The organism is Mesorhizobium sp. UC74_2, from assembly GCF_042701485.1.
In the GTDB taxonomy this organism is placed as follows: Bacteria; Pseudomonadota; Alphaproteobacteria; order Rhizobiales; family Rhizobiaceae; genus Mesorhizobium.
Genome location: NZ_CP170562.1, coordinates 2168174 through 2193380, shown reverse-complemented (window position 1 = coordinate 2193380; position 25207 = coordinate 2168174). Strand labels below are relative to the sequence as shown.

The 25207-nt window shown below is 61.6% G+C and carries 26 protein-coding genes; 7 read left to right on the top strand and 19 right to left on the bottom strand.

Annotated elements, in window-relative coordinates:
* Positions 1–118: 118 nt before the first annotated feature.
* The 11 genes from ACFJIU_RS10680 to ACFJIU_RS10630 form a co-directional block, all read right to left on the bottom strand.
* The gene (locus tag ACFJIU_RS10680; RefSeq protein WP_379070952.1) at positions 119–760 is read right to left on the bottom strand and encodes an SGNH/GDSL hydrolase family protein; all 642 of its coding nucleotides are present in this window, start codon (positions 758–760) and stop codon (positions 119–121) included.
* A gap of 20 nt (positions 761–780) precedes the next feature.
* Positions 781–2154 (bottom strand): pyruvate dehydrogenase complex dihydrolipoamide acetyltransferase, encoded by a 1374-nt coding sequence (locus ACFJIU_RS10675; protein WP_379070949.1) that lies wholly within the window; start codon positions 2152–2154, stop codon positions 781–783.
* An 18-nt stretch (positions 2155–2172) separates the two neighbouring features.
* Entirely contained in the window at positions 2173–3561 is a 1389-nt protein-coding gene (locus tag ACFJIU_RS10670; RefSeq protein ID WP_379070946.1) for a pyruvate dehydrogenase complex E1 component subunit beta, read from the bottom strand.
* Between the two features lie 15 nt (positions 3562–3576).
* Entirely contained in the window at positions 3577–4614 is a 1038-nt protein-coding gene (gene pdhA / locus ACFJIU_RS10665) for a pyruvate dehydrogenase (acetyl-transferring) E1 component subunit alpha (RefSeq protein WP_379070942.1), read from the bottom strand.
* 269 nt (positions 4615–4883) lie between these two features.
* The gene (locus ACFJIU_RS10660; RefSeq protein WP_379070939.1) at positions 4884–5207 is read right to left on the bottom strand and encodes a septum formation initiator family protein; all 324 of its coding nucleotides are present in this window, start codon (positions 5205–5207) and stop codon (positions 4884–4886) included.
* Positions 5208–5334: 127 nt separating this feature from the next.
* Positions 5335–5715 carry a DUF6636 domain-containing protein gene (locus ACFJIU_RS10655; protein WP_379070936.1) on the bottom strand — a complete coding sequence of 127 codons (381 nt, stop codon included), beginning with the start codon at positions 5713–5715 and terminating at the stop codon, positions 5335–5337.
* Positions 5716–5786: 71 nt separating this feature from the next.
* Positions 5787–7061 (bottom strand): phosphopyruvate hydratase, encoded by a 1275-nt coding sequence (gene eno / locus ACFJIU_RS10650; RefSeq protein ID WP_379070933.1) that lies wholly within the window; start codon positions 7059–7061, stop codon positions 5787–5789.
* A 134-nt stretch (positions 7062–7195) separates the two neighbouring features.
* Positions 7196–8185 (bottom strand): isopenicillin N synthase family dioxygenase, encoded by a 990-nt coding sequence (locus ACFJIU_RS10645; protein WP_379070931.1) that lies wholly within the window; start codon positions 8183–8185, stop codon positions 7196–7198.
* A gap of 89 nt (positions 8186–8274) precedes the next feature.
* Entirely contained in the window at positions 8275–8478 is a 204-nt protein-coding gene (locus ACFJIU_RS10640) for a dodecin family protein (protein WP_101937016.1), read from the bottom strand.
* 91 nt (positions 8479–8569) lie between these two features.
* A complete protein-coding gene (gene kdsA / locus ACFJIU_RS10635) occupies positions 8570–9403 on the bottom strand; it encodes a 3-deoxy-8-phosphooctulonate synthase (protein ID WP_379070928.1) in 834 nt (277 codons plus the stop codon).
* A complete protein-coding gene (locus tag ACFJIU_RS10630; RefSeq protein WP_379070925.1) occupies positions 9400–10302 on the bottom strand; it encodes a VOC family protein in 903 nt (300 codons plus the stop codon). The genes kdsA and ACFJIU_RS10630 overlap by 4 nt, the downstream gene beginning before the upstream one ends.
* A 241-nt stretch (positions 10303–10543) precedes the next feature.
* On the opposite strand from ACFJIU_RS10630, the gene ACFJIU_RS10625 reads away from it, so the two are divergent.
* The gene (locus ACFJIU_RS10625; RefSeq protein ID WP_379070922.1) at positions 10544–11320 is read left to right on the top strand and encodes a sulfite exporter TauE/SafE family protein; all 777 of its coding nucleotides are present in this window, start codon (positions 10544–10546) and stop codon (positions 11318–11320) included.
* Positions 11321–11341: 21 nt separating this feature from the next.
* Here ACFJIU_RS10625 and ACFJIU_RS10620 read toward each other — a convergent pair whose 3' ends face one another.
* A complete protein-coding gene (locus tag ACFJIU_RS10620) occupies positions 11342–11836 on the bottom strand; it encodes a GNAT family N-acetyltransferase (protein WP_379070919.1) in 495 nt (164 codons plus the stop codon).
* 219 nt (positions 11837–12055) lie between these two features.
* Here ACFJIU_RS10620 and ACFJIU_RS10615 point away from each other — a divergent pair, with 219 nt between their 5' ends.
* Positions 12056–13504, top strand: coding sequence for an NCS1 family nucleobase:cation symporter-1 (locus ACFJIU_RS10615; RefSeq protein ID WP_379070916.1), 1449 nt, complete (start codon positions 12056–12058; stop codon positions 13502–13504).
* Positions 13505–13593: 89 nt separating this feature from the next.
* On the opposite strand, the gene ACFJIU_RS10610 is transcribed toward ACFJIU_RS10615, so the two are convergent.
* From ACFJIU_RS10610 to tpiA, 7 genes are all read right to left on the bottom strand, one after another.
* Positions 13594–14133, bottom strand: coding sequence for a DUF1697 domain-containing protein (locus ACFJIU_RS10610; protein ID WP_379070913.1), 540 nt, complete (start codon positions 14131–14133; stop codon positions 13594–13596).
* Between the two features lie 15 nt (positions 14134–14148).
* The gene (locus tag ACFJIU_RS10605) at positions 14149–15786 is read right to left on the bottom strand and encodes a CTP synthase (RefSeq protein ID WP_379070910.1); all 1638 of its coding nucleotides are present in this window, start codon (positions 15784–15786) and stop codon (positions 14149–14151) included.
* Between the two features lie 140 nt (positions 15787–15926).
* Complete coding sequence (locus ACFJIU_RS10600) at positions 15927–17051, bottom strand: L,D-transpeptidase (protein WP_379070907.1); 1125 nt, start codon at positions 17049–17051, stop codon at positions 15927–15929.
* A 277-nt stretch (positions 17052–17328) separates the two neighbouring features.
* Positions 17329–17631, bottom strand: coding sequence for a DUF1905 domain-containing protein (locus ACFJIU_RS10595; RefSeq protein ID WP_379073044.1), 303 nt, complete (start codon positions 17629–17631; stop codon positions 17329–17331).
* A gap of 74 nt (positions 17632–17705) precedes the next feature.
* On the bottom strand, positions 17706–18089 hold the full coding sequence (locus ACFJIU_RS10590; RefSeq protein WP_379070904.1) for a rhodanese-like domain-containing protein: 384 nt from the start codon (positions 18087–18089) through the stop codon (positions 17706–17708).
* 169 nt (positions 18090–18258) lie between these two features.
* Positions 18259–18738: a preprotein translocase subunit SecG gene (gene secG, locus ACFJIU_RS10585; protein WP_379070902.1), complete on the bottom strand. Its 480-nt coding sequence runs from the start codon at positions 18736–18738 to the stop codon at positions 18259–18261.
* 141 nt (positions 18739–18879) lie between these two features.
* Positions 18880–19647, bottom strand: coding sequence for a triose-phosphate isomerase (gene tpiA, locus ACFJIU_RS10580; protein ID WP_379070899.1), 768 nt, complete (start codon positions 19645–19647; stop codon positions 18880–18882).
* A gap of 119 nt (positions 19648–19766) precedes the next feature.
* Here tpiA and ACFJIU_RS10575 point away from each other — a divergent pair, with 119 nt between their 5' ends.
* From ACFJIU_RS10575 to glp, 5 genes are read left to right on the top strand one after another with little or no spacing between them, the layout of a single operon-like run.
* On the top strand, positions 19767–21662 hold the full coding sequence (locus ACFJIU_RS10575) for a SurA N-terminal domain-containing protein (RefSeq protein ID WP_379070896.1): 1896 nt from the start codon (positions 19767–19769) through the stop codon (positions 21660–21662).
* Positions 21659–22669, top strand: coding sequence for an anthranilate phosphoribosyltransferase (gene trpD, locus ACFJIU_RS10570; RefSeq protein ID WP_379070894.1), 1011 nt, complete (start codon positions 21659–21661; stop codon positions 22667–22669). Before ACFJIU_RS10575 ends, trpD begins: the two co-directional genes overlap by 4 nt.
* Before the next feature lie 16 nt (positions 22670–22685).
* Positions 22686–23498 carry an indole-3-glycerol phosphate synthase TrpC gene (gene trpC, locus ACFJIU_RS10565; RefSeq protein WP_379070891.1) on the top strand — a complete coding sequence of 271 codons (813 nt, stop codon included), beginning with the start codon at positions 22686–22688 and terminating at the stop codon, positions 23496–23498.
* A 2-nt stretch (positions 23499–23500) separates the two neighbouring features.
* Positions 23501–23986: a cyclic pyranopterin monophosphate synthase MoaC gene (moaC, locus tag ACFJIU_RS10560; protein ID WP_379070888.1), complete on the top strand. Its 486-nt coding sequence runs from the start codon at positions 23501–23503 to the stop codon at positions 23984–23986.
* Positions 23986–25191 (top strand): gephyrin-like molybdotransferase Glp, encoded by a 1206-nt coding sequence (gene glp / locus ACFJIU_RS10555; protein WP_379070885.1) that lies wholly within the window; start codon positions 23986–23988, stop codon positions 25189–25191. Before moaC ends, glp begins: the two co-directional genes overlap by 1 nt.
* The last annotated feature ends 16 nt before the right edge of the window (positions 25192–25207 follow it).

Below are 25207 nucleotides of genomic sequence, written 5' to 3'. Positions count from 1 at the left end.
CCCAGTCTTGTTCCTTGCCGTCGCGCCACCTCGGCAAATCCGCGCGATTTGTAAAGTCCGAACACACATTTCAACTGCCTGGCTGGTCATTGCCGCTCCGATGATGAGGTCCGGCAAATCATAGCTCCAGCATGTCGCGCACTTTCGGCGCCAGGGCAAAACCGATGCGGCGGGTGTTTTCGGCATCGAGATGCACACCGTCCAGCGGTGTTGCCTCTGCGACCGTACCGGCATCGAAGAAACCGCAATTCGCCTCTGTGGCAAGTGCTGCATAGAACTGCGCGAGCTTGCGCGATTCCGCGATACTCTCTCCATACATGGCGGAGAAATTGATGTCCGTGGTTTCCCTGACGGCCGGCGGTGACACCAGCAGGACTTTGGGCGCCGTAGCCGCCATAGGATAGGCGAGACGGCGCACGATATCGATCAGTCGTCCCATGCCTTGCCTGGCGCCGATTGCGCGACCGCAGATGAACGACTTCATGTCGTTGGTGCCAAGCAGCAGGATGATCAGATCAAGCGGTGCGTGCGACGCAAGGATCGTGGGCAGAGTGCGAGCACCGTTGCGGTCGCAATCGGCCAGATAATCATCGAAGGCTGTTGTGCGGCCATTCAACCCTTCGGGGATTACCCGCGCCGCCCCGCCGAGCTCCGCCTGCAATACGCTCGGCCAGCGATCCTCGAACGCATGGCGGCGGCCGAGACCTGCGGCATCATAGCCCCAGGTCAGGGAGTCGCCGTAGCAAAGCACGGTCTTCATATGCCGCCCTACCGCGGTTGTCAGACCAGCATGGTCATCGGGTTTTCGATGATGCGCTTGAAGGCACCGAGCAGTTCGGCTCCCAGCGCACCGTCGACGGCGCGGTGGTCGGTCGACAGCGTCACCGACATCACGGTGGCGATCCTGATCTCGCCGCCCTTCACCACAGCACGTTCCTCGCCCGCACCAACCGCCAGGATCGTCGCATGCGGCGGGTTGATGACGGCGGCGAAGTCCTTGATGCCGAACATGCCCAGGTTCGACACCGCAGTGGTGCCGCCCTGATACTCTTCCGGCTTCAGCTTGCGGTCACGCGCTCGCCTGGCCAGGTCCTTCATCTCGTTGGAGATCACCGACAGCGTCTTCTGGTCGGCCTTCCTGACGATCGGCGTGATCAGCCCGCCCGGGATCGACACCGCCACGCCGACATCGGCATGCTTGTGCTTGACCATGGCCGTATCCGTCCACGACGCATTGGCATCCGGCACGGCAACCAGCGCCTGTGCCATCGCCTTGATGATCATGTCGTTGACCGAAAGCTTGTAGGCCGGGGCATCGCCCTTTTCGGTCTTCTTCATCGGCGCGGCCGCATTGAGCTCGGAGCGCAGCTTGAGCAGCGCGTCCAGCTCGCAGTCGAGGGTGAGGTAGAAATGCGGGATGGTCGACTTCGCCTCGACCAGGCGCCGGGCGATGGTCTTCCTCATATTGTCGTGCGGGACGAGGTCGTAGGAGCCCTGTTCGAACAGCTTGAGCACCGCGTCGTCCGACATCGGCTTGACCGCAGGCGCGGCAGCCGCCGGAGCAGCAGCGGCTGGCGCTGCGGCAGATCCGGCTTTCGCCACGCCACCACCGGCAATTGCCGCCTCGACATCCGCCTTCACCACGCGGCCATGCGGGCCGGAACCGGTGACGGCGGCAACATCAACGCCGGCATCCTTCGCGATGCGGCGAGCGAGCGGCGAAGCGAAGGTGCGGTCGCCCGCGGTTGCCGGAGTAGCTCCGTTGACAGCGGGCTTCGGTGCGGCCGGTGTCGCGGCAGCCTCAGCCTTCGCTGCTTCGGTTTTAGGAGCATCGGCCTTTGCTTCTACCTTGGGAGCCTCTGCCTTGGCAGGCGCGGCATCGCCGCCCTTGGCGGCAGCGCCTGCATCCTCACCTTCCGCAGCCAGGATGGCGATCACGGCGTTGACCTTCACGCCCTCCGTGCCTGCCGGAACAACCAGCTTTGCTACGGTGCCTTCATCGACGGCTTCGACTTCCATCGTCGCCTTGTCGGTCTCGATTTCGGCGATCACGTCGCCCGGCGAAACCTTGTCGCCTTCCTTGACCAGCCACTTGGCGAGATTGCCCTCTTCCATGGTTGGCGAGAGGGCCGGCATGGTGATGTTGATCGGCATGTTGTCCTCCCGGCCAGATCAGCGATAGGTGACGGCTTTCACCGCCTCGATCACTTCCGCGACATTGGGCAGCGCCAGCTTTTCAAGGTTGGCTGCATAAGGCATTGGTACATCCTTGCCGGCGACGGTGATGACGGGCGCATCGAGGTGGTCGAAGGCCTGGCGCGACACCTGGTTGGCGATGAAATCGCCAACCGACGACTGCGGGAAGCCCTCTTCCACGGTGACCAGACGATTGGTCTTTTTCACCGAGGTGATGACGGTCTCCAGATCCATCGGCCGGATGGTCCTGAGATCGATGATTTCGGCATCGATCCCCAGCTTCGCAAGTTCCGCCTCGGCCTTGACCGCATAGGTCATGCCAATGCCCCATGAGACGATGGTGACATCCTTGCCGACCTTATGGATCCGCGCCTTGCCGATCGGCAGAACGAAATCATCCAGCTTCGGCACATCGAAGGAGTGACCGTAGAGGATTTCGTTTTCCAGGAAGATGACCGGATTGGGATCGCGGATCGCGGCTTTCAACAGGCCTTTCGCGTCGGCCGCGCTGTAGGGCTGCACCACCTTGAGGCCTGGAATATGGCTGTACCAGGCGGCGTAGTCCTGGCTGTGCTGCGCGGCAACGCGGGAAGCCGCGCCGTTCGGACCACGGAACACGATCGGCGCGCCCATCTGGCCGCCGGACATGTAAAGCGTCTTGGCGGCCGAATTGATGATCTGGTCGATTGCCTGCATCGCGAAGTTGAAGGTCATGAACTCGACGATCGGCTTCAGGCCCGTCATGGCGGCGCCGACACCGACACCGGCAAAGCCGTGTTCGGTGATCGGGGTGTCGACCACACGCTGCGGCCCGAATTCCTGCAGCAGGCCCTGGGTGATCTTGTAGGCGCCCTGGTATTCGGCGACCTCCTCGCCCATGACGAAGACGTCCGCGTCGCGGCGCATCTCTTCGGCCATGGCGTCGCGCAATGCTTCGCGGACGGTGGTCGAGACCATTTCGGTACCGGCCGGGATGTCGGGATCGGCGGCCACTTCAGTTCTCGGCGCGGCGGCAACAGGGGCAGCGGCAGCGCTCGATGCCGGAGCAGGAGCTGGCTCGGCGACGGCAGGCGCCTCGGCCTTCGCCGGAGCGGCGGCCTTGCCGATATCGCCGGCGCTTTCGCCCTCCTGCAGCAGGACCGCAATCGGCGTGTTGACCTTGACGCCTTCCGAACCCGCGGCAATCAGGATCTTTCCAAGCGTGCCTTCGTCGACAGCTTCCACTTCCATGGTCGCCTTGTCGGTCTCGATTTCGGCAATGACGTCGCCGGGAGCGATCTTGTCACCCTCGTTCTTCAGCCATTTCGAAAGATTGCCCTCTTCCATGGTTGGCGAGAGCGCGGGCATGAGAATTTCGATCGGCATGGTCGCACCCTCCCCTTATACCAGAATGTCCGTCCACAGCTCGGAGACATCCGGCTCTGGATCGGTCTGCGCAAAGTCGGCGGCATCGGCGACAATGTCGCGCACGTCCTTGTCGATGGCCTTGAGATCGTCCTCGCTCGCCCATTTCTTGGCGGCAAGGCGCGCCTTGACCTGCTCGATAGGATCATGCTCGGAGCGCATCTTCTGCACTTCTTCCTTGGTACGGTACTTTGCCGGATCGGACATGGAGTGACCGCGATAGCGATAAGTCTGCATCTCGAGGATGATCGGACCATTGCCGGCACGACACCATTCGGTTGCGAGATCGCCTGCGGCCTTGACCGCGCGCACGTCCATGCCGTCGACCTGAATCCCCGGGATACGGAATGACAGGCCGCGCTGCGAGAAATCGGTCTCGGCGGACGAACGCGACACCGACGTTCCCATGGCATAGCGGTTGTTCTCGATCACATAGATGACCGGCAGCTTCCATAGGGAGGCCATGTTGAAGCTTTCGTAGACCTGGCCCTGGTTGGCCGCGCCGTCGCCGAAATAGGTCACCGAGACATTCTTGTTGCCGCGATACCGGTTGGCAAACGCCAGACCCGTGCCCAACGAGACCTGTGCACCAACGATGCCGTGGCCGCCGTAGAAATTCTTCTCCTTGGAGAACATGTGCATCGAACCGCCCTTACCCTTGGAGTAGCCTCCACGGCGTCCGGTCAATTCGGCCATGACACCGCGCGGGCTCATCTCCATCGCCAGCATATGGGCGTGGTCGCGATAAGCGGTGATCATCTGGTCGCCCTCGATGAGCGACATCTTGAGGCCGGTAACAACCGCCTCCTGGCCGATATAGAGATGGCAGAAACCGCCGATGAAACCCATGCCGTAAAGCTGGCCGGCCTTTTCCTCGAAGCGACGCATCAAAAGCATCAGGCGGTAGGCCGAAAGCTCTTGCTCCTTGGTGAACTCCAGGGGCTTGGGAGGCGTCAGGCTTATCGATTTGTCAGATTTGGACTTGGCAGGCGCTTTTCTGGCGGCGGTTGCCATGCTTCACTCCCTGTTGGTGTCTCTTCGCGGACCCTAGAATGCTGCCGTTTTCCCGGAAACACTCCAATTCCTCGGCTCTGCGCAATCCCGAACGCAAAACCGCTGCGCACTTTTGCTGGAATTGCTCCGGAGAGATGTTGCGTCTCCCCCACCGATTGGCAAAAAGGCTAACACGCAAGCTGCCGTTACGCCATGCGGAAAAATGCATGGCTGGCATGCATCTAAGCGATTAGAAATATTGGAAATAACAGCGATTAACCGATATCAGGTTAATTCGCCTTCGTCGGCAACATGATGACGACTTCGTTGGCGCTCGTCACATTGAGTGCCCGCCGCGCCTGCTCGTCCAGCATGTCCTTTTCGATCGAGCCATCATGCAGAAGCCTGACGCGCTGCTCAATCTCCATGCGCCGCTCCTTGACCGAGGCAAGCTGCGCCTGCAGGCTCGCGACCTGCTCCTGGAGCTTGGCCCTCGAATTGATACCGAAGGCACCGTGATAGGCATGGTAGCCAAAATAGCACAGAACCACAGCACAAAGCGTTGGCACGATCAACCGACCGGTGTTTGTCTGCTTGTGCTGGCGTGTCCACATGGCGCGACTCCTCGTCTGCCTCTTGTCGCCCGATTGTGCTTAATGGAGGGTTACGATGATGGTGGCGATGCCTCTGGATGAGGTCGCTTTCCATACTTCAAACTGCCTGTGAGAGCCGCGTCCGCGCTCAGAAAACGCGCTGCAGGGAACGCGACAGCTCGAAGCCGGCACCCGCGCGGTTGACGCAGGTCACACCCTTGCGCGCCGAGCGGCAGATGACGGTGCCATAACCCGTACTTTCGCCGTAGCGCAGAACTGGATAGTCGCCGGCGATGGTATCGCCCACGCACAAGCGCTCACCTTCCCGCGAGCTCGCTCCAAGGCCGAAATCGTGCCCCCATTCCAGATCGCAATCGGCCGGTCGCTGCGCCGGCCGGTTTGAAACCGCGGCAATGCTGCAGCGGACCGAGGAAGCGTCGAAAAACAGGCACTGGATGTTGCCGGTCGGCGAGCGAAAGCCTTTCGGCACCTCCTGTGCAAGGGCCGCCGTCGTAACGACGGCGGCCATCACAAATGGGACCGCGCAGCGACCGATCCTTGAGATCGGTCGCTGACGATAGATGCTGTGGGTATCAGCCATCAAGCCTTGAGGATCGACGTGCCGGCATAGCGCGCCTGCGCACCGAGTTCTTCCTCGATGCGGATCAGCTGATTGTACTTCGCCATGCGGTCGGAGCGCGACAGCGAACCCGTCTTGATCTGTCCGCAATTGGTCGCAACGGCGAGATCGGCAATCGTGGAATCCTCCGTCTCGCCGGAACGGTGCGACATGACAGCAGTATAGGCAGCCTTATGCGCCGTCTCTACCGCCTCCAGCGTCTCGGTCAGCGAACCGATCTGGTTGACCTTGACCAGGATTGAATTGGCGACGCCCATCTTGATGCCGTCGCGCAGGCGCGAGGAATTGGTGACGAACAGGTCATCGCCCACCAGCTGCACCTTCTTGCCGACGAGATCGGTCAGATATTTCCAGCCCTCCCAGTCGTCTTCCGCCATACCGTCCTCGATCGAGATGATCGGATAATCGGCGGCGAGCTTGGCGAGGTACTTTGCCTGTGCCTTGGGATCGCGGCTTTTCTTCTCACCCTCATAGACGTAGTTGCCGTCCTTGAAGAATTCGGTCGCCGCGCAGTCGAGCGCAAGCGCAACATCCTGGCCTGGCTTGAAGCCGGCCTTCTCGATCGAAGCCATGACGAAGTCGAGTGCCAGCGGGGCACTCTTCAGGTTCGGTGCAAAACCGCCTTCGTCGCCGACGTTGGTGTTGTGACCGGCGTCCTTCAGGCCCTTCTTCAGCGTGTGGAAGATTTCCGAGCCCCAGCGCACGGCATCGCGCAGCGTCGGTGCACCGATGGGCATGATCATGAATTCCTGGAAATCGATCGGATTGTCGGCGTGGGCGCCACCATTGATGATGTTCATCATCGGCACCGGCAGAACGCGGGCGTTCGGACCGCCGACATAGCGATAGAGCGGCAAGCCGGATGCCTCGGCCGCGGCCTTGGCGACAGCCAGTGAGACACCGAGGATGGCGTTTGCGCCGAGCCGGCTCTTGTTGGCGGTGCCGTCCAGTTCGATCATGGTCTGGTCGATCTGGATCTGGTGCTCGGCTTCCATGCCACCGATCGCCTCGAAGATCTCGCCATTGACGGCCTCGACGGCACGCTCGACGCCTTTGCCGAGATAGCGCGGACCACCATCACGCAGTTCGACCGCTTCGTGGGCGCCGGTGGAGGCACCGGACGGCACGGCGGCGCGGCCCATCGAACCATCCTCGAGGACGACATCGACCTCGACTGTCGGATTGCCGCGGCTGTCGAGAATTTCACGGCCAACTATGTCGATGATGGCGGTCATTTGAAGCTCCTGCTTGGGATGAGGACAATGCGCGAGGTGGCACCGGCGGGGTGACGCTGCGCAAACTCAATAGCCAAAGCTTCGCGAAACGCAACCGCGCCCGGTGGCAGATTCCGCTCTTTGTCCGGGCTTTGTCAGGCCGCCGGCTTCACTGTCGCGTTGAATTTGCCCATCAGGTAGGGGCCTGACTGCACCGGTTGGTAGCGCGGTGCCTCTCCCTGCTCCAGGCAGGTTTCGATACAGGCGATTTCCTGAAACCAGTTTGGCTGGTGAAAGAAGGCAAGCGACTGGCGCCGCGCGGACCTGGCCGCACCGACATCCGGGTTGACCACCCTGTGCAGGGTCGAAACCCAGCGATCATTGGTCCAAAGCGCCATCAGGTCGCCGATGTTGATGACGAACGCTCCTTCGACGGGCGGCACCTCGCGCCAATCGCCTTCCGGGGTGAATATCTGCAATCCACCCGAGCCAGGTTGCGGCAACAGGATGGTCAGGCTGCCGTAGTCGGTATGCGCGCCGGCGCGCAGCTGACCGGCAAGTGGCGGTGTATCGGTCTCGGGATAATTGAGCGCACGCAGGGCGCTGATCGGCCGATCGATCATCGGCTGGAAATGGTCTTCCGGCAGGTCGAGCGCGACGGCGAACACACGCATGATCCGTGCGGCAAGATCCTCCATCGACGCATAATATGCCTTCCAGGCATCGACGAAGCCGTCCGGAGATTCCGGCCAGATTGTTTCGGCATAACAGAAAGCCAGCGCCTGCGGATCCGTCAGCCCCTGCGGAACCGAGAGCGGACCGCCGTTGAAACTCTCCTTGAGATCCGGCGGCGTGTCGGCTCCCTTGGATTTTGCCAGGGCCTCGGCACCCGAGCCAAGGTAGCCATAAGGGTAGCCCGGATAGGGAGCCCTCACCTTTTCCTTCATTTCGGCAGACTGATCGAAGAAGGCCCGTGCCTTCGACCATACGGCATCGATCACGGCCTGCGGAACCGAATGCCCGCTGACCGCCAGGAAACCCGTGGCACGGCAGATTTCGTCGACCTCACGACCAAGCGCCTTGCGGCCGGCGACATCCGCCTGCTCAAAACGGGAAAGATCGAAAACCGGAAACGCCGCAACCATTTTCCACTCCCATCGGATTCTGGTTCCAATGCGAGCATAGCTTCCGTGCGAGCCGCATCAATGAGGAAGCGTTGTTCCAGCCAGGCGTGCTAGTCCGCGAGAATGAAGGTGACCTTCATGTTGACGCGGTAGGCAACGATCTTGCCGCCCTCGACCACGATCTTCTGGTCCTGTATCCAGGCGCCCTCGACGTTCTTGAGCGTCTTGGAGGCGCGTTCGACGCCTTTCTCAATGGCATCCTGAAAGCTTTTCTTGGAGGAAGCGGTGATCTCGGTAACGCGGGCGACGGACATGTCCTACTCCTGACGACGAGCCAATTTGCCCGGCAAGCCTACAACCGGGAAATACGCCTCGCAAGCAAAGGTAGTCTTGCCGAGCCTTCCGTCAGGCCTTGGCCACCTTGTCGAACGCCATCAGCCTTTCCAGCAGTGCCGGCATGTCCTTGAACGGCACCATGTTGGGGCCGTCCGAGGAGGTCGAATTGTCGGGATCTTCATGCGTCTCGATGAAGACACCAGCCACGCCGACAGCCACGGCTGCCCGGGCCAGCGTTTCCACGAAGCGACGCTCGCCGCCAGACGTGGCGCCCTGCCCGCCTGGCTGCTGCACCGAGTGGGTGGCATCGAAGATCACCGGCGCGCCGATATCGGCCATGATCGGCAGGGCCCGCATATCGGAAACCAGCGTGTTGTAGCCGAACGAAGCCCCGCGCTCCGTCACCAGTACGTTCGGGTTGCCTGAATCGGTCAGCTTGGTCACGACGTTTTTCATGTCCCAGGGAGCGAGGAATTGCCCCTTCTTCACATTGACGACCTTGCCGGTCCTGGCGGCGGCAACAAGCAGATCCGTCTGGCGCGACAGGAATGCCGGGATCTGCAGCACGTCGACATGCGGCGCCACGATCGCACACTGATCCTCGGTGTGGATATCCGTCAGGATCGTCACGCCAAGTTCCTTGCGCAACTCCGAGAAGACCGGCAACGCCGCTTCCAGCCCCGCGCCCCGCGTGCTGCTCAGCGAACTGCGATTGGCCTTGTCGAAGGAGGACTTGTAGACGAAGCCGATACCAAGCTTTCCCGTCAGTTCTTTCAACGCACCTGCCATGTCGAAGGCATGCTGGCGCGATTCGAACTGGCACGGCCCGGCGATCAGCGACAGCGGCGCATCATTGGCGAACAGCGTCTGCCCGACAGTCACCTTGGCATTGGGTTTGGTCATTTCAGATCCTCGAAGATGAAGGCTGCACCCTGGCCCGGCGCGGGCGGCACGACAAGCCGGCCGCCCTGCAAATGGTGCTTGATGCCTGCCGAAACAAGCAGTCGTTCTGTCGTGGCACGATCTGGCACGGCGAAAATCACGGCGGCGAAACGGAGCGCCGTGCGCCCGCCGGCACCGATCGCGAATTCTGCCTCGAATTCGTCAGGTCGCATGAGCAGGACATCGGCATTCGGCAAAGCCAACAGACCATTTGCCTGCGCCGAAGCCATGCCACAGCCGGCGGCCTTTGCCAGGAGAGCCTGCTGCCCGGCTGGATCGTCACTTACAGCCACGATGCCATGGATGGCGGCGGCGCCGTTGGCGTGCGCCTGCAAGGCGGCACGATCCACCTTGGGCGCATTGATCCTCTGGCAGGCGAAGACGAAGGCGTCGGGCGTGTCGCGCCCCGATGCGAAGGCAAGCCTGAACGAAACCGTATCACTCTTGCCGGAACGATCGGTGAATGGGCGCGAGAAATCGAGCTTCTCACCTGCCGAAATGCCGGCCTCGACATAGGCACGGTGATCGTGGTCGGCATCGTCAGTGCCGAAGACAATCGCCGAAAATCCTTCAGCACCATTATCCTCGCGATACGTGTGATCGCGAGCCACGAATACATTGCCAGCCATGATCGCTTGCGCCGCTATTTCGGCGTCCCCCACGGCGAGCGGCTCCAGGAAGGTACCGTCCGCAAGGTAGACGCAGCAGTTTTCGGTACCGAAGGGATGAATGCCGCGCGGCGCCACGGTGAATCCCAATAAGGCAAGGCGCGCCTCGGCGCTTTCGAGCGTCGCCGTCGGCAATACGATGTGATCGAGCGGATGGACTGGTCGCTGCATGTTGGCGGCGGTGTGCATCATTCCGACTGCTGGTTCAAGGAAAATGGCTCTTAGAACGGGAGAGTCCCTGCCATGATCCTGCGTCATCCGCATGACGGGTGGGGAACATTCCGGGCAGAACAAGCTCTACCACGGATGCCTTCGACGCTTCGACGACGATGAAATCATCGAATGGGACAATCCATTATCTTGAAACCTGCTGCCCCAGCCCGGTGAGGGTTCACCGGGCACACAGCTGCGCCGAAGGAGGGAACCGATATGATTGATCAGACGCCGCTTTTCGCTATCCGTGTTTGATCTCTCGTTTCCCCTGGTCGTCGCGGTCGCCGTGACATTCTTCGTTGCCGGTCTCGTCAAGGGCGTAACCGGCATGGGCCTGCCAACGGTGGCGATGGGTGTGCTGGGGGCGCTCGTTTCACCTCTGGCAGCGGCCAGTCTGTTGATCATTCCCTCGTCCCTCACCAATATCTGGCAGCTGCTGGCGGGACCGAATGTCACCCTGCTCATCCGCAGGCTTTGGGCGATGATGCTGGCGATTGTGGTGGGAACGATGCTTGGCGCGTCATGGCTTGCCGAAGGCGACACCTCCCTGACAAGCACGGCACTCGGCATCATTCTCGTTCTCTATTCGGCCTACACGCTGTTGGCGCGTCAGCTCAGCGTAAGCAAGCGTTTGGAGCGCCTGCTGTCGCCGCTTGTCGGCGCGGTCACCGGCCTGATTGCCGGTGCCACCGGCGTTTTCGTCATTCCCGCCGTACCCTATCTGCAGGCGCTTCGGCTGGGAAAAGACGATCTGGTACAGGCCCTGGGCCTGTCGTTCACCGTTTCGACATTAGCCCTGGCGGCAGGACTGGCGGCACGCGGCGTGTTCCGAACTGAAAACCTTGCACTATCAGCGCTCGCCGTTTTGCCGGCGCTTGCCGGCATGTGGTTCGGGCAGGTCTTGCGGGGCAGGATCAGCCAAGTATTGTTCCGCAGGATATTCCTGCTCGGCTTGCTGTTGCTGGGGCTGGAGATGACGCTGAGACCGCTCTTCTGAGCTCCCTTCGCCATCGCCAAATCAGGTGCGAGCCTGCAGATCAAGCCGCCAATCGTTGCTGCGCATCGCATTGCCCGGCGGATACTCGAAGTCGCATTGGCCCATCAGCTCGAAACCGAGCCTGCGGCAGATGGCATTGGAGGCGGGATTTTCAGGTGCCGGAAAGGCGTGCAGATAGCGATGCCGGCGCTCACCACGCAGCACATTGATCAGCAAGCCTGTCGCCTTGCCTGCGATCCCGTACCCCTGCAGACCGGGCACCACCGCCCAGCCGGTTTCGTAGACAAGGTCACCGCGCCACATCCGCTCCCAATAGCCGATCGAGCCGGCACCAAGCCCATCATAGGAAATACGGAACATCCGGGTTTCGCCCGCAACAGCCTTTTCCAGATAGCGCCGGTGACGATCGAGCAGTTTTTCCGGCGTTTCCGGGCCGCCGATATAACGCTTGGCCTCGATCGTGTTGCAGCGTTCGAGGATGTCGATATCGCCTGAAGACCAAGTCTCCAGCGCCATGCAGCCATCCTGCGCAACCGTCATTTGCAAGTCCCCGCCTGGTCCAACCGCGCAACAGATACCGACTCGCTGCTGCCATGCTCAAATCGAAATGGCCGGCGTGAAGCCCTTTTCTCGTTGAATGTCTTTTTCGGGAAAACCTGCAAATCGGTTTCTTCCCCTTCCCCTGCGGCAGGCATAACCTTTCCGCAAAAAATAAGGTCATGAGAGGGGACTGCTATGACCATACCCGGTGCTTCACCCAATCTCTACAACGAGGACCTCGCGCCTGCCAAGGTCCGTAACTGGGGACCGTTTTCGATCTTCAACGTCTGGACGTCCGACGTCCACAGCCTGTGGGGCTACTACCTTGCTGCCAGCCTGTTTCTGTTCTGCGGCGGGTTTCTCAATTTCGTCGTCGCGATCGGCATCGGCTCGCTCATCATATACGCGCTGATGAACATGGTCGGTTATGCCGGGGTCAAGACCGGCGTACCTTACCCGGTTCTGGCGCGTGCGTCCTTTGGCATCTGGGGCGCCAACATACCGGCACTGGTGCGCGCCATCGTTGCCTGCTTCTGGTATGGCGCGCAGACTGCCGCGGCTTCCGGCGCCATCGTCGCCCTGCTTATCCGCAACGAAAGCATGCTTGCCTTCCACCAGAACAGCCACATGCTCGGCCACTCGACGCTGGAGGTAATCTGCTTTTTCGTGATCTGGGCACTGCAGTTGCTCATCATCCAGAAAGGCATGGAGACTGTTCGCCGGTTCCAGGACTGGGCCGGCCCGGCGGTGTGGGTGATGATGCTGATCCTGGCCGTCTATCTTTGTGTAAAGTCGGGCAAATTCGCCTTCACGAGCGACATCCCGCTTGATGTCCTGCGCGAAAAGACCAAAGACGCCGGCATTCCGGGCGATCCAGGCTCGTGGACGGCGCTGTTCGGCGTAGCCGCCATCTGGGTTACCTACTTCTCGGCGCTCTACCTGAATTTCTGCGATTTCGCCCGCTACGCGCCAGACAAGGCAGCCCTGCGCAAGGGCAACATCTGGGGCCTGCCGGTCAACCTTATCCTGTTCTCACTGGTTGCAGGTGTAACCACCATTGCCGCCTACGATGTCTATGGTGAAGTGCTGCTGCATCCCGACCAGATCTCGGCCAAGTTCGACAGCTGGTTCCTGGCATTGCTGGCAGCACTGACCTTCGCCGTGGCCACGCTTGGCATCAATGTGGTCGCGAATTTTGTCTCGCCGGCTTTCGATTTCGCCAACGTCTTCCCGAAGCAGATCGATTTCAAGAAAGGCGGCTACATCGCAGCCCTGATCGCGCTGGTGCTCTACCCGTTCGCCCCTTGGGAAGGCAGTGCAGCGTCGTTTGTCGGCATCATCGGCGCCACCATGGGGCCAATCTTCGGTGTCATGATGGTCGACTACTACCTGATCCGGAAAGGTGAGGTCGACGTCGAAGCCCTGTACCGCGAGGACGGAGAATTCCGGTTCCAGGGTGGTTGGCATGTCAATGCCTTCATCGCCGCGGGCATAGGCGCCATCTTCTCGTCGATCCTGCCCAACTTCACCGACTGGCTACCGTCATGGTGGGGTGTCTATGGCTGGTTCTTCGGCGTCGCGATCGCCGGTATCATCTACTATGTCCTGCGCTCAAGCTCGGTCCGGGTACCAGCAAGAGCCTGACGCGAGAAGCAACGGCGGCGCGTTCGCAAGAGCGCGCCGCTCATTCCGAACTGACGCGGATCATTGGGCCATCAACAGTAAGCTAGAGCTTACAGCTCTACCATCTCGGCCAGCTTGCGCACCGTGTTCCAGTTGCGCGAGGTGCCGATGCCAAGCCGCTTGTGGCCGACTGCACCGAGCAGCCGCGAATTCGGTCTCTCCCGTGAAAAGACGATCCAGATGTCGCCATTCACCAGTGCGATCTTCTCGTCCGGCGCCGCATGAGACCTGAGCGCGTCGACCGCCGATTCGGGCACCGGCTGACGCATGACACGAACAGCGACCTGGTCCGCCGTCGCGGCTGCCTCCTTCGGAAACGGATTGCCCGCTGCAAATGCCGGCCAGCCGGCCGCATCGCGCACGATGATGTCGACATGCCGACCGAAGGCATTGGGAAATGCCGCCTCCAGTCGGTTCTCCAGTTCGCTTATCGACGTTTCCGGTGCATCGAACACCAGGTTGCCACTGGCGGCGAGCGTGCGCGTGTTGGTATACCCCAGCCCCTCGGCCATCGCCTTGAGATCGGCCATCACGACGCGCCGCTGCGGTGTCAGCACAATGGAATAGAGCAGCGCAATATAGGTCCGCACCGCCCTACCCTTGTCTTAGACCATGCGGCTCTGTTCGACCGCCGCCTCGATGAAGGAGGCAAACAGCGGATGCGGATCGAGCGGACGGCTCTTCAATTCCGGATGGTACTGCACGCCGATGAACCAGGGATGGTCGGGATACTCGACCGTCTCGGGTAGCACGCCATCGGGAGACATGCCGGCAAAGACCAGCCCGCAGTCTTCCAGTCGCTGCTTGTAGTCGATGTTGACTTCGTAGCGGTGGCGATGGCGCTCGGAAATATCGGTATCGCCATAGATCTCGGCGATCTTGGAGCCCGCCTCAAGACGCGCGTCATAAGCACCGAGCCGCATCGTGCCGCCGAGATCGCCGGCCGACTGCCGCTTCTCCAGCATGTTGCCCTTCAGCCATTCCGTCATCAGGCCGACGACCGGCTCCTTGGTGGCACCGAATTCCGTCGACGAGGCGTTTTCGATGCCGGCCAGCGAACGAGCCGCCTCGATGCACGCCATCTGCATGCCGAAACAGATGCCGAAATACGGTACCTTGCGCTCGCGGGCGAATTTGGCAGCCAGGATCTTGCCTTCCGAGCCACGCTCGCCGAAGCCACCCGGCACCAGGATGCCATGCACCTTCTCCAGGAACGGCGCAGGATCTTCCCTCTCGAAGACTTCGCTTTCGATCCAGTCGAGCTTGACCTTGACGCGATTGGCCATGCCACCATGCGACAGTGCCTCGATCAGCGACTTATAGGCATCCTTGAGGCCGGTATACTTGCCGACGATGGCGATGGTAACCTCGCCTTCCGGATTGTGGATGCGTTCCGCCACACCCTGCCACGGCTCCATGCGCGGCTTCGGCGCAGGTTCGATGCCGAAGGCGGCGAGCACTTCCGTGTCCAGTCCTTCATTGTGATAGGCCATGGGCACGTCGTAGATATGTCCGACGTCAAGCGCCTGGATGACGGCCGACTCGCGCACATTGCAGAACAATGACAGCTTGCGGCGCTCTTCCTTCGGGATCGACCGGTCGGCACGCACCAGGAGGATATCGGGCGCAATGCCGATGGAACGCAGTTCCTTGACCGAGTGCTGCGTCGGCTTGGTCTTCAATTCACCTGCAGCCGGAATGTAGGGCATCAGCGTCAGGTGCACGTAGACAGCATTGTTGCGCGGCAGATCGTTGCCGAGCTGACGGATGGCTTCCAGGAACGGCATCGCTTCGATGTCGCCCACCGTGCCGCCGATTTCGCACAGCACGAAGTCATAGTCCTCGTTGCCGTCGAGCACGAAGTTCTTGATCTCGTCGGTCACGTGCGGAATGACCTGCACGGTGGCACCGAGATAGTCGCCGCGCCGTTCGCGTTCGATGATGTTCTTGTAGATTCTGCCGGTGGTGATGTTGTCGTTCTGGTTCGCTGAACGACCGGTGAAGCGTTCGTAGTGGCCGAGATCGAGATCGGTCTCGGCGCCATCGTCCGTCACGAACACCTCACCGTGCTGGTAAGGCGACATCGTGCCGGGATCGACATTGAGATAGGGGTCGAGTTTTTTGATGCGCGCGCGGTAGCCGCGCGCCTGCAACAGGGCTCCGAGAGCCGCTGCGGCTATGCCTTTTCCAAGGGAAGAAACCACGCCGCCGGTGATGAATACATATCGCGCCATGGGAACCATCGCTTAGCGCGGCCTGATCGATTCCGCCAGTGGAAAAACCGCCGCGCGTGGTTTTTCCCGGAACTACTCGCTTGGCCGGGCTACAGCCAAAACAAAAGGGCCGGCTGGAGCCGGCCCTTCCGCCACTTGTTCGTACCGCGTTACAGGACGACGACCTTGGTGCCCATCTTGACGCGGTTGTAGAGCTCGATGACGTGATCGTTGATCATGCGGAAGCAGCCGTTGGAAGAGCTGGTGCCGATCGTCTGCGGAGCAATCGTGCCATGGATGCGCAAGTGCGTATCCTTCTTGCCATCGTAGAGATAGATGGCGCGCGCGCCGAGCGGATTCAAGCCGCCGCCGGGCATGCCGTCCTTGTACTGGCCGTACTTCTTCGGCTCACGCTCCTGCATGTCCTTTGTCGGAATCCAGCGCGGCCACTCCTGCTTGTCGCCAACGGTGGTGTCGCCCTTGTATTGCAGGCCTTCCTTGCCGACCGCGATCGCATAACGACGGGCGGTTGACCAGGACTCAACGAGATAGAGACGGCGCTCCGCCGTGTTGATGACGATCGTGCCAGGTTCATAGCCGGTGAACGTCACCTCTTGCGGCTCATATTCCGGCTTCACCTTGAACGGCTTCTTGGCCGACTTCTTGTCCATGACCGCATCCAGCGCGCGCGTCTGCGGCAGCATGGACATCGACGATGAACCGGCATTGCCGCCGAACAGACCGGCAAACAGGCCGTTGTTGTTACGGGGACGGACTTCGCCGGCACGCGGCTCGCTGCGCAGTTCACCATTGTTGCCATTGGCAACGACGTCCTCGGCCTCGAACGTCAAAGGCTCCTCGACGACTGCCGGCATCGGTTCGATCGGCTTGGCAAGCTCGAGCTTGACCAGCTTCTTTGCCTGCTTGGCATCTTCCACGGGTTCAGCCGACTGGATCACCGGCTTCTGGCCCTTCTTGGTCAGGAACTCCTGGCGAGCTGCTTCGGCTTTGACCTTGGCGGCTTCGCGCATCGCCATCTTGCGAGCCTCAAGCGCCTTTTCCTTGGCCAGGGCACGCTCGACCTGGACCTGCTTTTCGAGATCCTCGATACGAGCGAGGTCAGCATCGGTCGGTTTCTTTTTCTTCTTGAGCTGCTTCAGCTCGACAGCCGCGCTCTTGGTCTTGGCGGTGTCAGCCTTGGTTGCCTTTGGGTTGGCGGGTGCCGCCGCATAGGCAGGCGCACCGAAGGTGAGCGCGGCGCAAAGGCCGGCGAGAATGAAACTGCGAAGCCGCATGGCGAAGTTCCGTCCAGAAGAATCGTGTTGCCCACGGCAACAGGCGGCGCCCTCAAGGCACCGCAATTGCCGCAATTTCGCTATAATCGAACAGGTGGGGACCGCTCAAGCGCCTTTGCCCACGGTACAAGATCGAATCTTCGTGATGGCATCGCATTTGCGCCAACTGTGTTCCAGGAACAACAGGTAATAGTGTTACTGTGCCGCACCGAAGGTTACTTTCTCGGCAACTGTGCCCAATCGGGACAACAGGATCCCGCCGGATCGCAGGCCCCGCTCAATTCAGGCGTTCGCTCAACGAGATCGCAACCCAATCGCCGGCACGCTTGCCAATCGCTTTGAGAAGACTGGCCTTGAGCGGCAGTTTGTGATTGCCATCACCAAGCGCCATGAACGAGCTCTGGAACGCAACACCATCAACGGTTGCGCGAACCTTCACCAGCCCTCGCGTCCCGAAAAACTCAGCCGAATGCGGCCAGATGACATAGGTCCAGCCGCCTTTGGTCGCGCTTTTGCGTATCTGCGCATCAAAGGATGTGTCGAGAAGTTGTCCCATCTCCTGCCTCCTGACGGGTTTCACCAAGGACGCACGATGAACCGTAATTCCGACAAGGGGTGGCAGATTTCAGGCGTTCGGCGAGCACGGCACTCCGGCTATGCAACCGATTCAACATCGCCGCCGCCGTCGGCCCAATCCTTGAAACCGCCGAGATTATAAATCCGCTGGTAGCCCATATCCTTGAGCACCTTGCCGCTCAGGGCCGAGCGCCCACCCGAGGCGCAATAGAGAATGATCGGCCGATCCTTACGAAGCTCCGCGTTGTGATAGGGCGTATCCGCGTCGGCGCGGAACTCCAGCATGCCACGCGAGATGTTGATTGCACCTTTGATCTTGCCGCTGGCCAGGACTTCCGGCGCGTCACGCACGTCAACGACCAAGGCATTCTCGCTGGCAATCAATTTTCGGGCCTCGTCCGCAGTGATCTTCGGCACCGCCGCATTCGCGGTCGCCATCATCTCCTTGATGCTGCTTGGCATTATCTGGCTCCTCGGGGACGAACTGCACGGAGCCTAGTAGGACCTTCAAACTCTGGATAGACCCTCGAAAGGCTTACGCCTTGAGGACAAGTCGTCGCCAAAAACGAAAACGCCCGCCGGACCGGTCGGCCTGGCGGGCGTTCATCACGGAAAGCCTTGCGTCCAATTCTTACTGGTTTGGAACCTGCGGCTGGGCGGGCTGCTGCGCTGCGGGAGCCGTCGTGCCGTTGGCCGCAGGAGCGGCAGCGCCGTTGGCAGGTGCGGCAGGCTGCGTCGACTGCGGCTTGGCCGCGTCACCCGACGGCGGGGTCGGAGCCGTATTGCCGGCCGGTGCAGCCGGCGTGGTGTTGCCGGGAAGCTGGTCGAGGACACCCTTGCCGCCTGTCTGCTGCGTGATCGGAGCACGATCCAGGAAGTCGGTCGGCTTGCCGCCATAACGAGCGAAGATCGAAAGGATGAGCGACGTGGCGAAGAAAGCCGCTGCCAGGATCGCGGTTGCCCGCGTCAACGCGTTGGCCGCACCACGCGCGGTCATGAAACCCGAACCACCACCGATGCCGAGACCGCCGCCTTCCGAGCGTTGCAGAAGCACCACGCCGACAAGCGCGAGCACGATCATGAGATGGATGACGATCAGGACGGTTTGCATTGTCTACCTTGGCAAAACTGGCGCGGACACCAGCGGCGACCGGTGAACAGGTGGCGGCTCATACAATGCTTTCGTGGCATTTCCAAGCCCGGCACCCGAATATGGGGATCGGGGTCGCCTTTGCAACCGCCGACCGCGTCCCTAGAGGCTCCGATACGCCTCGGCGATGCCGAGAAAGTCGGCGGCCTTGAGGCTGGCGCCGCCGACCAGCGCACCGTCGACATTGGCAACGCCCAGCAACTCGACCGCATTGGAAGGTTTGACCGAACCGCCATAAAGAATGCGAATCTTCGCCGCTTCGACTGCGCCGAGCTTTTCGGCAAGTTTCGCACGGATATGAGCATGTGCTTCGGCGACATCACCGCTTGTCGGCGTCAGGCCGGTGCCGATCGCCCACACTGGCTCGTAGGCCAGGACAGCATTCACGGCCGTAGCACTCGCCGGTACCGAACCGGCTACCTGACGGGAAAGGATATCGAGTGTGGCACCCTGTTCGCGCTGCTCGCGGGTCTCGCCTATGCAGATGATCGCGACAAGACCGGCGCGCCAGGCCGCTTCCGCCTTGGCGTGGACGGTCGCATCGTCCTCACCATGGTCGGTGCGACGCTCGGAATGCCCGACGATGACATGGCTGGCACCAGCATCCTTCAGCATCTCCGCTGAAATATCACCGGTATGCGCACCGTTTTCCTTGGCGTGGCAATCTTCGCCGCCAACCTTGACCGGAGTGCCTGCAACCGCCTCGGCAGCGCGCGAAAGCAGCGTCGCCGGGACGCAGACAAGCGCATCGGCTTCCGTGTCCAGGCCGCTCATGAAGCCATGGCCGATCGAACGCAGTTCACCAAGCGAAGCGCCGGTTCCGTTCATCTTCCAGTTGCCTGCCACAAGGGGACGTATACCTGGCGTCATTCTGCGGTTCTCCGATCGTTCTGTTCGCGCCTTCCCTACCAAAAACAGGCCACAAAGCAATCGACAGTAGGCTTGAAGGACGCTATTGCGCTTGGCTTACTTCAAATACGGACATCATCATGCTCTCTACATTGCGAAGCGCGGCGGGAACCTGGGTCGCGAAAGCCCTGCTCTCCCTCTTGGTGGTCAGCTTCGCTGTTTGGGGCATCTCCAGCCGCATGATGGGCACGATCGCCGGGCACCACAGCGTGCTGACGACGGGAGGCACGTCGGTTTCCGTCACGGAATATCGCCTCGCCTATGATCGCGAGCTCAATGTCATGTCGCAGCAGTTCGGCCAGCGGCTGACGCGGGAACAGGCCAAGGCGCTTGGCGTCGACAACCGCGTGCTCGTGCAACTTGTTTCGGGCGCGGTACTGGATGAGCAGGCCCGCAAACTTGGTCTTGGCCTCTCCGAGGATCGTGTTGCCGAACTCACCCGTGACGATCCAGCCTTCAAGGGCGGCAACGGCCAGTTCGACCGCCGCCTGTTCGACTATGTGCTGCGGCAGATCGGCATGCGGCCGGAAGACTATCTGAAGAACCGCGTGCAGGTGGCGACCCGCCAGCAGATCGTCGAAGCTGTCTCCGACGGCATGCAGGCGCCGGATACATTCCTGAAGGCTGTCGCGCTTTACCGCGGAGAAGACCGCACCATCGATTACCTGGTCCTGCCGAAGTCGCTGGTCGAGCCGATCCCGGCGCCGTCCGACAGCGATCTGAACGCCTATTTCGAGGCCAACAAGAAGAAATATGCCGCCCCCGAATACCGGAAGTTTTCCTATGTCCGCCTTGAGCCCGAGGACATCATGGACCTCTCCGCGGTGACCGAGCAGCAGATCAAGGACGACTACGAGAAGAACAAGGCCCGCTACACGACACCCGAGACCCGCACGATCGAACAGCTCGTCTTCAAGTCACCGGAAGCTGCAACCGCGGCATTCGATTCGCTGCGCAGCGGCGCGACTTTCGACAAGCTGGTGACTGCCGAAGGCAAGACCCCCGCCGACACGCTGATTGGAACGCTGGCCAAGGACAAGATCGCCGACAAAGCTGTGGCGGAAGCCGCCTTCGCACTCAAGGCCAATGAAGTAAGCTCGGTCGTCAAGGGTGCCTTTGGCCCAGTCTTGCTCCGCGTCACCGAAATCAAGCCGGAAGTGGTGAAGTCGGTCGCCGAAGTATCCGACCAGATCCGCAAGGAACTGGCCGTCAACGAAGCGAGCCGCATCCTGCTCGATACACACGATTCCTATGAGGATGCGCGTGCTGGCGGCTCCACCATGCAGGAATCCGCCGACAAGCTGAAGTTGAAGGTGGTCCCGATCGAGGCCATCGACCGGACTGGCCAGCGGCCGGACGGGACGGTCGTGAACGGCCTTCCGGAATCGGTGTCCCTGATCCGCGCTGTATTTGACGCCGAACAGGGCATCGAGAATGAGGGGCTGACCACCGCCGACAATGGCTATGTCTTTTACGAATTGAACGGCGTCACGCCGGCTCGTGATCGCACCTTGGATGAAGTGCGGCAGAAGGTAGTCGCGGACTGGACCGAGGCCGAAGCTGAGAAGCGGCTTGCCGCCAAGGCGGACGAGCTGGAAAAGCGCGTCAAGGCAGGAGCCACCCTCGATACCGTCGCCGGCGAACTCAAGCTCGAAAAGCAGACCAAGCGCGGCTTGAAGCGTGAAGCCGACGATGCCGACTTTGGCAAGGAAGGCACCACGGCTGCCTTTGCCGTCGCCGAAGGTGGCTCCGGCATCGTCTCTGCCCCGACAGGTACCGCCAAGATCCTGTTCAAGGTGGCGGAAGTGTTCGAGCCAGCGGCCGCCGACGCCTCGGCGGTTCCCGACGACGTCAGGAAGTCCTTCGCGTCCGGCATGTCCGATGACCTGCTGGAAGAAATGGTCGCACAGCTGCAGTCGCAGTTCAGCGTCAAGGTTGACCAGGTGGCGATAGAGCAGGCTCAGCAGATCCGATGAGTGCTCTGAAGCCTCATATCGCCAAGGTTGCGGCGGGCAATACACTGTCCTTCGAGGAAGCGCGCGAAGCCTTTGACATCATCATGTCGGGCGATGCAACGCCAGGCCAGATCGGCGGCTTCCTGATGGCGCTGCGCGTGCGTGGGGAAGCCGTCAGCGAGATTTCCGGCGCGGTCGCAACCATGCGCGACAAGATGCTGCGCGTAGAGGCCCCAGCCGGCGCGGTCGATATCGTCGGCACAGGCGGGGACGGTTCGCATTCGCTCAACATTTCGACTGCATCCGCTTTCGTCGTCGCAGGCGCCGGCGTTCCAGTGGCCAAGCATGGCAATCGTGGCCTCTCCTCACAGACTGGTTCGGCCGACGTGTTGACCGGCCTCGGCATCAAGATCGACCTCACGCCCGAAGCGATCGGTGATTGCATTGCCAGGGCTGGCGTCGGCTTCATGTTCGCGCCCTCACATCATCCAGCCATGAAACATGTCGGCCCGGTGCGCGGCGAACTTGGCACCCGCACGATTTTCAACCTGCTTGGGCCCCTCTCCAATCCTGCAGGCGTCGGCCGCCAGATGGTCGGCGTGTTCGCGCCGGAATGGATCGTTCCGGTAGCGGAGACGTTGAAGGCACTGGGCGCCGACCACGCCTGGGTGGCGCACGGCGACGGCTATGACGAAATCACCACCACCGGCGAGACCGACGTGGCTGAACTGGTTGGCGGCGCAATCCGCACCTTCAAGCTGACGCCGGAGATGGTCGAGTTGAAACGTCATAGCAAACAGGACCTGCGCGGCGGTGATGCCAGCTACAATGCAGAGGCCCTGCGCAAGCTGCTTTCCGGCGCGCCGGGTGCATATCGTGATACTGTGCTGATGAACGCCGGTGCGGGCCTGGTGGTGGCTGGCAGGGCGGCAACCCTCGAAGACGGAGTGAAACAGGCCGCGACAGCCATCGACTCCGGCAAGGCCAGGGCAGTGCTGGAAACGCTGGTCAAGGTTTCCAACGAATAAGTCAGGACCGACGACAATGGCCGATATCCTGCGCAAGATCGAAGCCTACAAGCGCGAAGAGATTGCCGATGCCAAGGCGCGCATACCGCTCGCCGAGATCAAGGCGCGTGCCGCCGATGCCGACCGTCCGCGCAGTTTCCTGGCCGCACTCGAAGCCAAGCGCGCTGCCGGTGCCTTTGCGCTGATCGCGGAGATCAAGAAGGCAAGCCCGTCCAAGGGATTGATCCGCGCCGACTTCGACCCACCGGTCCTCGCGAAGGCATACCAGGCCGGCGGTGCTGCCTGCCTGTCGGTGCTGACCGATTCACCATCTTTCCAGGGCGCGCCGGAGTTCCTGACCTCGGCCCGCGAGGCTGTTGCTCTTCCGGCATTGCGGAAGGACTTCCTGTTCGATCCCTACCAGGTTTACGAAGCGCGCGCCTGGGGCGCCGACGCGATCCTCATCATCATGGCAAGTGTCGATGATCGCCTGGCCGCGGAGCTCGAGGATACCGCTTTTTCGCTCGGCATGGACGCGCTGGTCGAGGTGCATGACGAGAAAGAGACCGAGCGCGCCCTGAAACTCAGGTCGCGCCTCCTCGGCATCAACAATCGCAACCTGCGCACGTTCGAGACCAGTCTCGAAACCTCAGAACGGCTGGCGGCGATGGTGCCGGCCGATCGCTTGCTGGTCAGCGAAAGCGGCATCTTCACCCATGACGACTGCCGCCGCATGGAAAAAAGCGGCATCGGCACCTTCCTCGTCGGCGAGAGCCTGATGCGGCAGGCCGACGTAACAGCGGCAACGCGCGAATTGCTCGGCCTCGATGCCAGAGCCGAGGCCGTCTGAAGATGTCCGGGAACGCCCTCACCCATCTTGGTGCGCAGGGCGAGGCGCACATGGTCGATGTCGGCGACAAGGCCGAGACGGTGCGCACAGCGGTGGCCGAAGGTTGCGTTTCGATGCAGGCTGCGACACTGGCCATGATCCTCGACGGAAATGCCAAGAAAGGCGATGTGCTGGGGACTGCCCGCATCGCTGGGATTATGGCCGCAAAAAAGGCACATGAGCTGATCCCGCTCTGTCATCCCCTGCTGTTGACCAAGGTTTCACTCGATATCGAACCGGACCACGCCTTGCCTGGCCTGAAGGTCACGGCACTTGCCCGCGTCACCGGAAAGACCGGCGTCGAGATGGAGGCGCTCACAGCCGCTTCAGTCGCCTGTCTCACCATCTACGACATGGCCAAGGCAGTGGATCGCGCAATGACCATCTCCGGCATAAGGCTGGTGGAAAAAACCGGCGGGAAGTCCGGAGACTACAAGGCGGGCGCCTGATGTCGCTGGTTCCGGTCGAAGAAGCGTTACAGCGGCTGCTGAGCGATGCCGAACCGCTTGGTGCCGAGACCGTAGCGTTGGCGGACGCCTTTGACCGGGTGCTGGCGGCCCCGTTGGCGGCGCTGCGCACCCAGCCGCCTTTCGATGCTTCCGCCATGGATGGCTATGCAGCGAAAGCTGCCGACGTCGCAGCAACGCCGGCCAGGTTGAAGGTGATCGGCAGCGCACCAGCCGGCCGTGCGTTCCGGGGCACAGTCGGCAGCGGCGAGGCGGTGCGTGTCTTTACGGGTGCACCTCTGCCCACCGGCGCCGATACCATCGTGATCCAGGAAAACGTAAGCGACCTCGGCGACGACACGATCGAGGTTCACGAGCCCTCTTCCGAGGGGCGTAATGTCCGTCGCAAAGGCCTGGACTTCAATGCCGGTGACGTATTGCTCAAGAAGGGCCGGGTTCTCGACGCCGCCGCGCTCTCGCTTGCCGCTTCCGCCAACCATCCGGCCGTTGCCGTGGTGCGCCGCCCACTGGTGGCCATCATCGCCACCGGCGACGAGTTGCTTCCACCTGGTAGCACGCCGGGGCCGGATCAGATCATCTCGTCCAATGCCTATGGAGTGGCAGCGGCAGCTCAGTCCGTCGGTGCGCGTGCGCTGGACCTTGGCATCGCCCCCGACAACAGGGAAGCAATAGCCGCCGCAATACGGCAGGCAGTCGAGGCTGGCGCCAACGTGATCGTCACGCTGGGTGGCGCTTCTGTCGGAGACCATGATCTCGTCCATGAGGTCCTGACCGGTGAAGGCATGACATTGGATTTCTGGAAGCTCGCCATGCGCCCCGGAAAACCACTGATGTTCGGCCGCATGGGTGCAATCCGCTGCATCGGGCTGCCCGGCAACCCCGTGGCTAGTCTGGTCTGCTCGCAACTTTTCCTGAAACCCCTGCTCGCGCAACTCGGTGGACGGCCTTTCAGCCAGAACATCCGCGAAGCGCGGCTCGCCACCAACATGGGAGCCAATGACCGCCGTCAGGACTACATCCGTGCCCGGGTCGAACTCGACGGCGACGCATTGAGGGCTACCCCGTTTGGCGTGCAGGATTCCTCGATGCTCCGGACTCTCTCGGAGGCCAATGGCTTGATCATTCGAGCGCCGCACGCTGCGGCAGCAGAAGCCGGCTCCATCTGCAACGTATTGATGCTGCGCTGACTCCAGGGGGCCCTGG

Coding starts and splice junctions, on each gene's coding strand:
- ACFJIU_RS10680 (WP_379070952.1), bottom strand. CDS start 760: ATGAAGACCGTGCTTTGCTACGGCGACTCCCTGACCTGGGGCTATGAT.
- ACFJIU_RS10675 (WP_379070949.1), bottom strand. CDS start 2,154: ATGCCGATCAACATCACCATGCCGGCCCTCTCGCCAACCATGGAAGAG.
- ACFJIU_RS10670 (WP_379070946.1), bottom strand. CDS start 3,561: ATGCCGATCGAAATTCTCATGCCCGCGCTCTCGCCAACCATGGAAGAG.
- pdhA (WP_379070942.1), bottom strand. CDS start 4,614: ATGGCAACCGCCGCCAGAAAAGCGCCTGCCAAGTCCAAATCTGACAAA.
- ACFJIU_RS10660 (WP_379070939.1), bottom strand. CDS start 5,207: ATGTGGACACGCCAGCACAAGCAGACAAACACCGGTCGGTTGATCGTG.
- ACFJIU_RS10655 (WP_379070936.1), bottom strand. CDS start 5,715: ATGGCCGCCGTCGTTACGACGGCGGCCCTTGCACAGGAGGTGCCGAAA.
- eno (WP_379070933.1), bottom strand. CDS start 7,061: ATGACCGCCATCATCGACATAGTTGGCCGTGAAATTCTCGACAGCCGC.
- ACFJIU_RS10645 (WP_379070931.1), bottom strand. CDS start 8,185: ATGGTTGCGGCGTTTCCGGTTTTCGATCTTTCCCGTTTTGAGCAGGCG.
- ACFJIU_RS10640 (WP_101937016.1), bottom strand. CDS start 8,478: ATGTCCGTCGCCCGCGTTACCGAGATCACCGCTTCCTCCAAGAAAAGC.
- kdsA (WP_379070928.1), bottom strand. CDS start 9,403: ATGACCAAACCCAATGCCAAGGTGACTGTCGGGCAGACGCTGTTCGCC.
- ACFJIU_RS10630 (WP_379070925.1), bottom strand. CDS start 10,302: ATGATGCACACCGCCGCCAACATGCAGCGACCAGTCCATCCGCTCGAT.
- ACFJIU_RS10620 (WP_379070919.1), bottom strand. CDS start 11,836: ATGGCGCTGGAGACTTGGTCTTCAGGCGATATCGACATCCTCGAACGC.
- ACFJIU_RS10615 (WP_379070916.1), top strand. CDS start 12,056: ATGACCATACCCGGTGCTTCACCCAATCTCTACAACGAGGACCTCGCG.
- ACFJIU_RS10605 (WP_379070910.1), bottom strand. CDS start 15,786: ATGGTTCCCATGGCGCGATATGTATTCATCACCGGCGGCGTGGTTTCT.
- ACFJIU_RS10600 (WP_379070907.1), bottom strand. CDS start 17,051: ATGCGGCTTCGCAGTTTCATTCTCGCCGGCCTTTGCGCCGCGCTCACC.
- ACFJIU_RS10590 (WP_379070904.1), bottom strand. CDS start 18,089: ATGCCAAGCAGCATCAAGGAGATGATGGCGACCGCGAATGCGGCGGTG.
- secG (WP_379070902.1), bottom strand. CDS start 18,738: ATGCAAACCGTCCTGATCGTCATCCATCTCATGATCGTGCTCGCGCTT.
- tpiA (WP_379070899.1), bottom strand. CDS start 19,647: ATGACGCCAGGTATACGTCCCCTTGTGGCAGGCAACTGGAAGATGAAC.
- ACFJIU_RS10575 (WP_379070896.1), top strand. CDS start 19,767: ATGCTCTCTACATTGCGAAGCGCGGCGGGAACCTGGGTCGCGAAAGCC.
- trpD (WP_379070894.1), top strand. CDS start 21,659: ATGAGTGCTCTGAAGCCTCATATCGCCAAGGTTGCGGCGGGCAATACA.
- trpC (WP_379070891.1), top strand. CDS start 22,686: ATGGCCGATATCCTGCGCAAGATCGAAGCCTACAAGCGCGAAGAGATT.
- moaC (WP_379070888.1), top strand. CDS start 23,501: ATGTCCGGGAACGCCCTCACCCATCTTGGTGCGCAGGGCGAGGCGCAC.
- glp (WP_379070885.1), top strand. CDS start 23,986: ATGTCGCTGGTTCCGGTCGAAGAAGCGTTACAGCGGCTGCTGAGCGAT.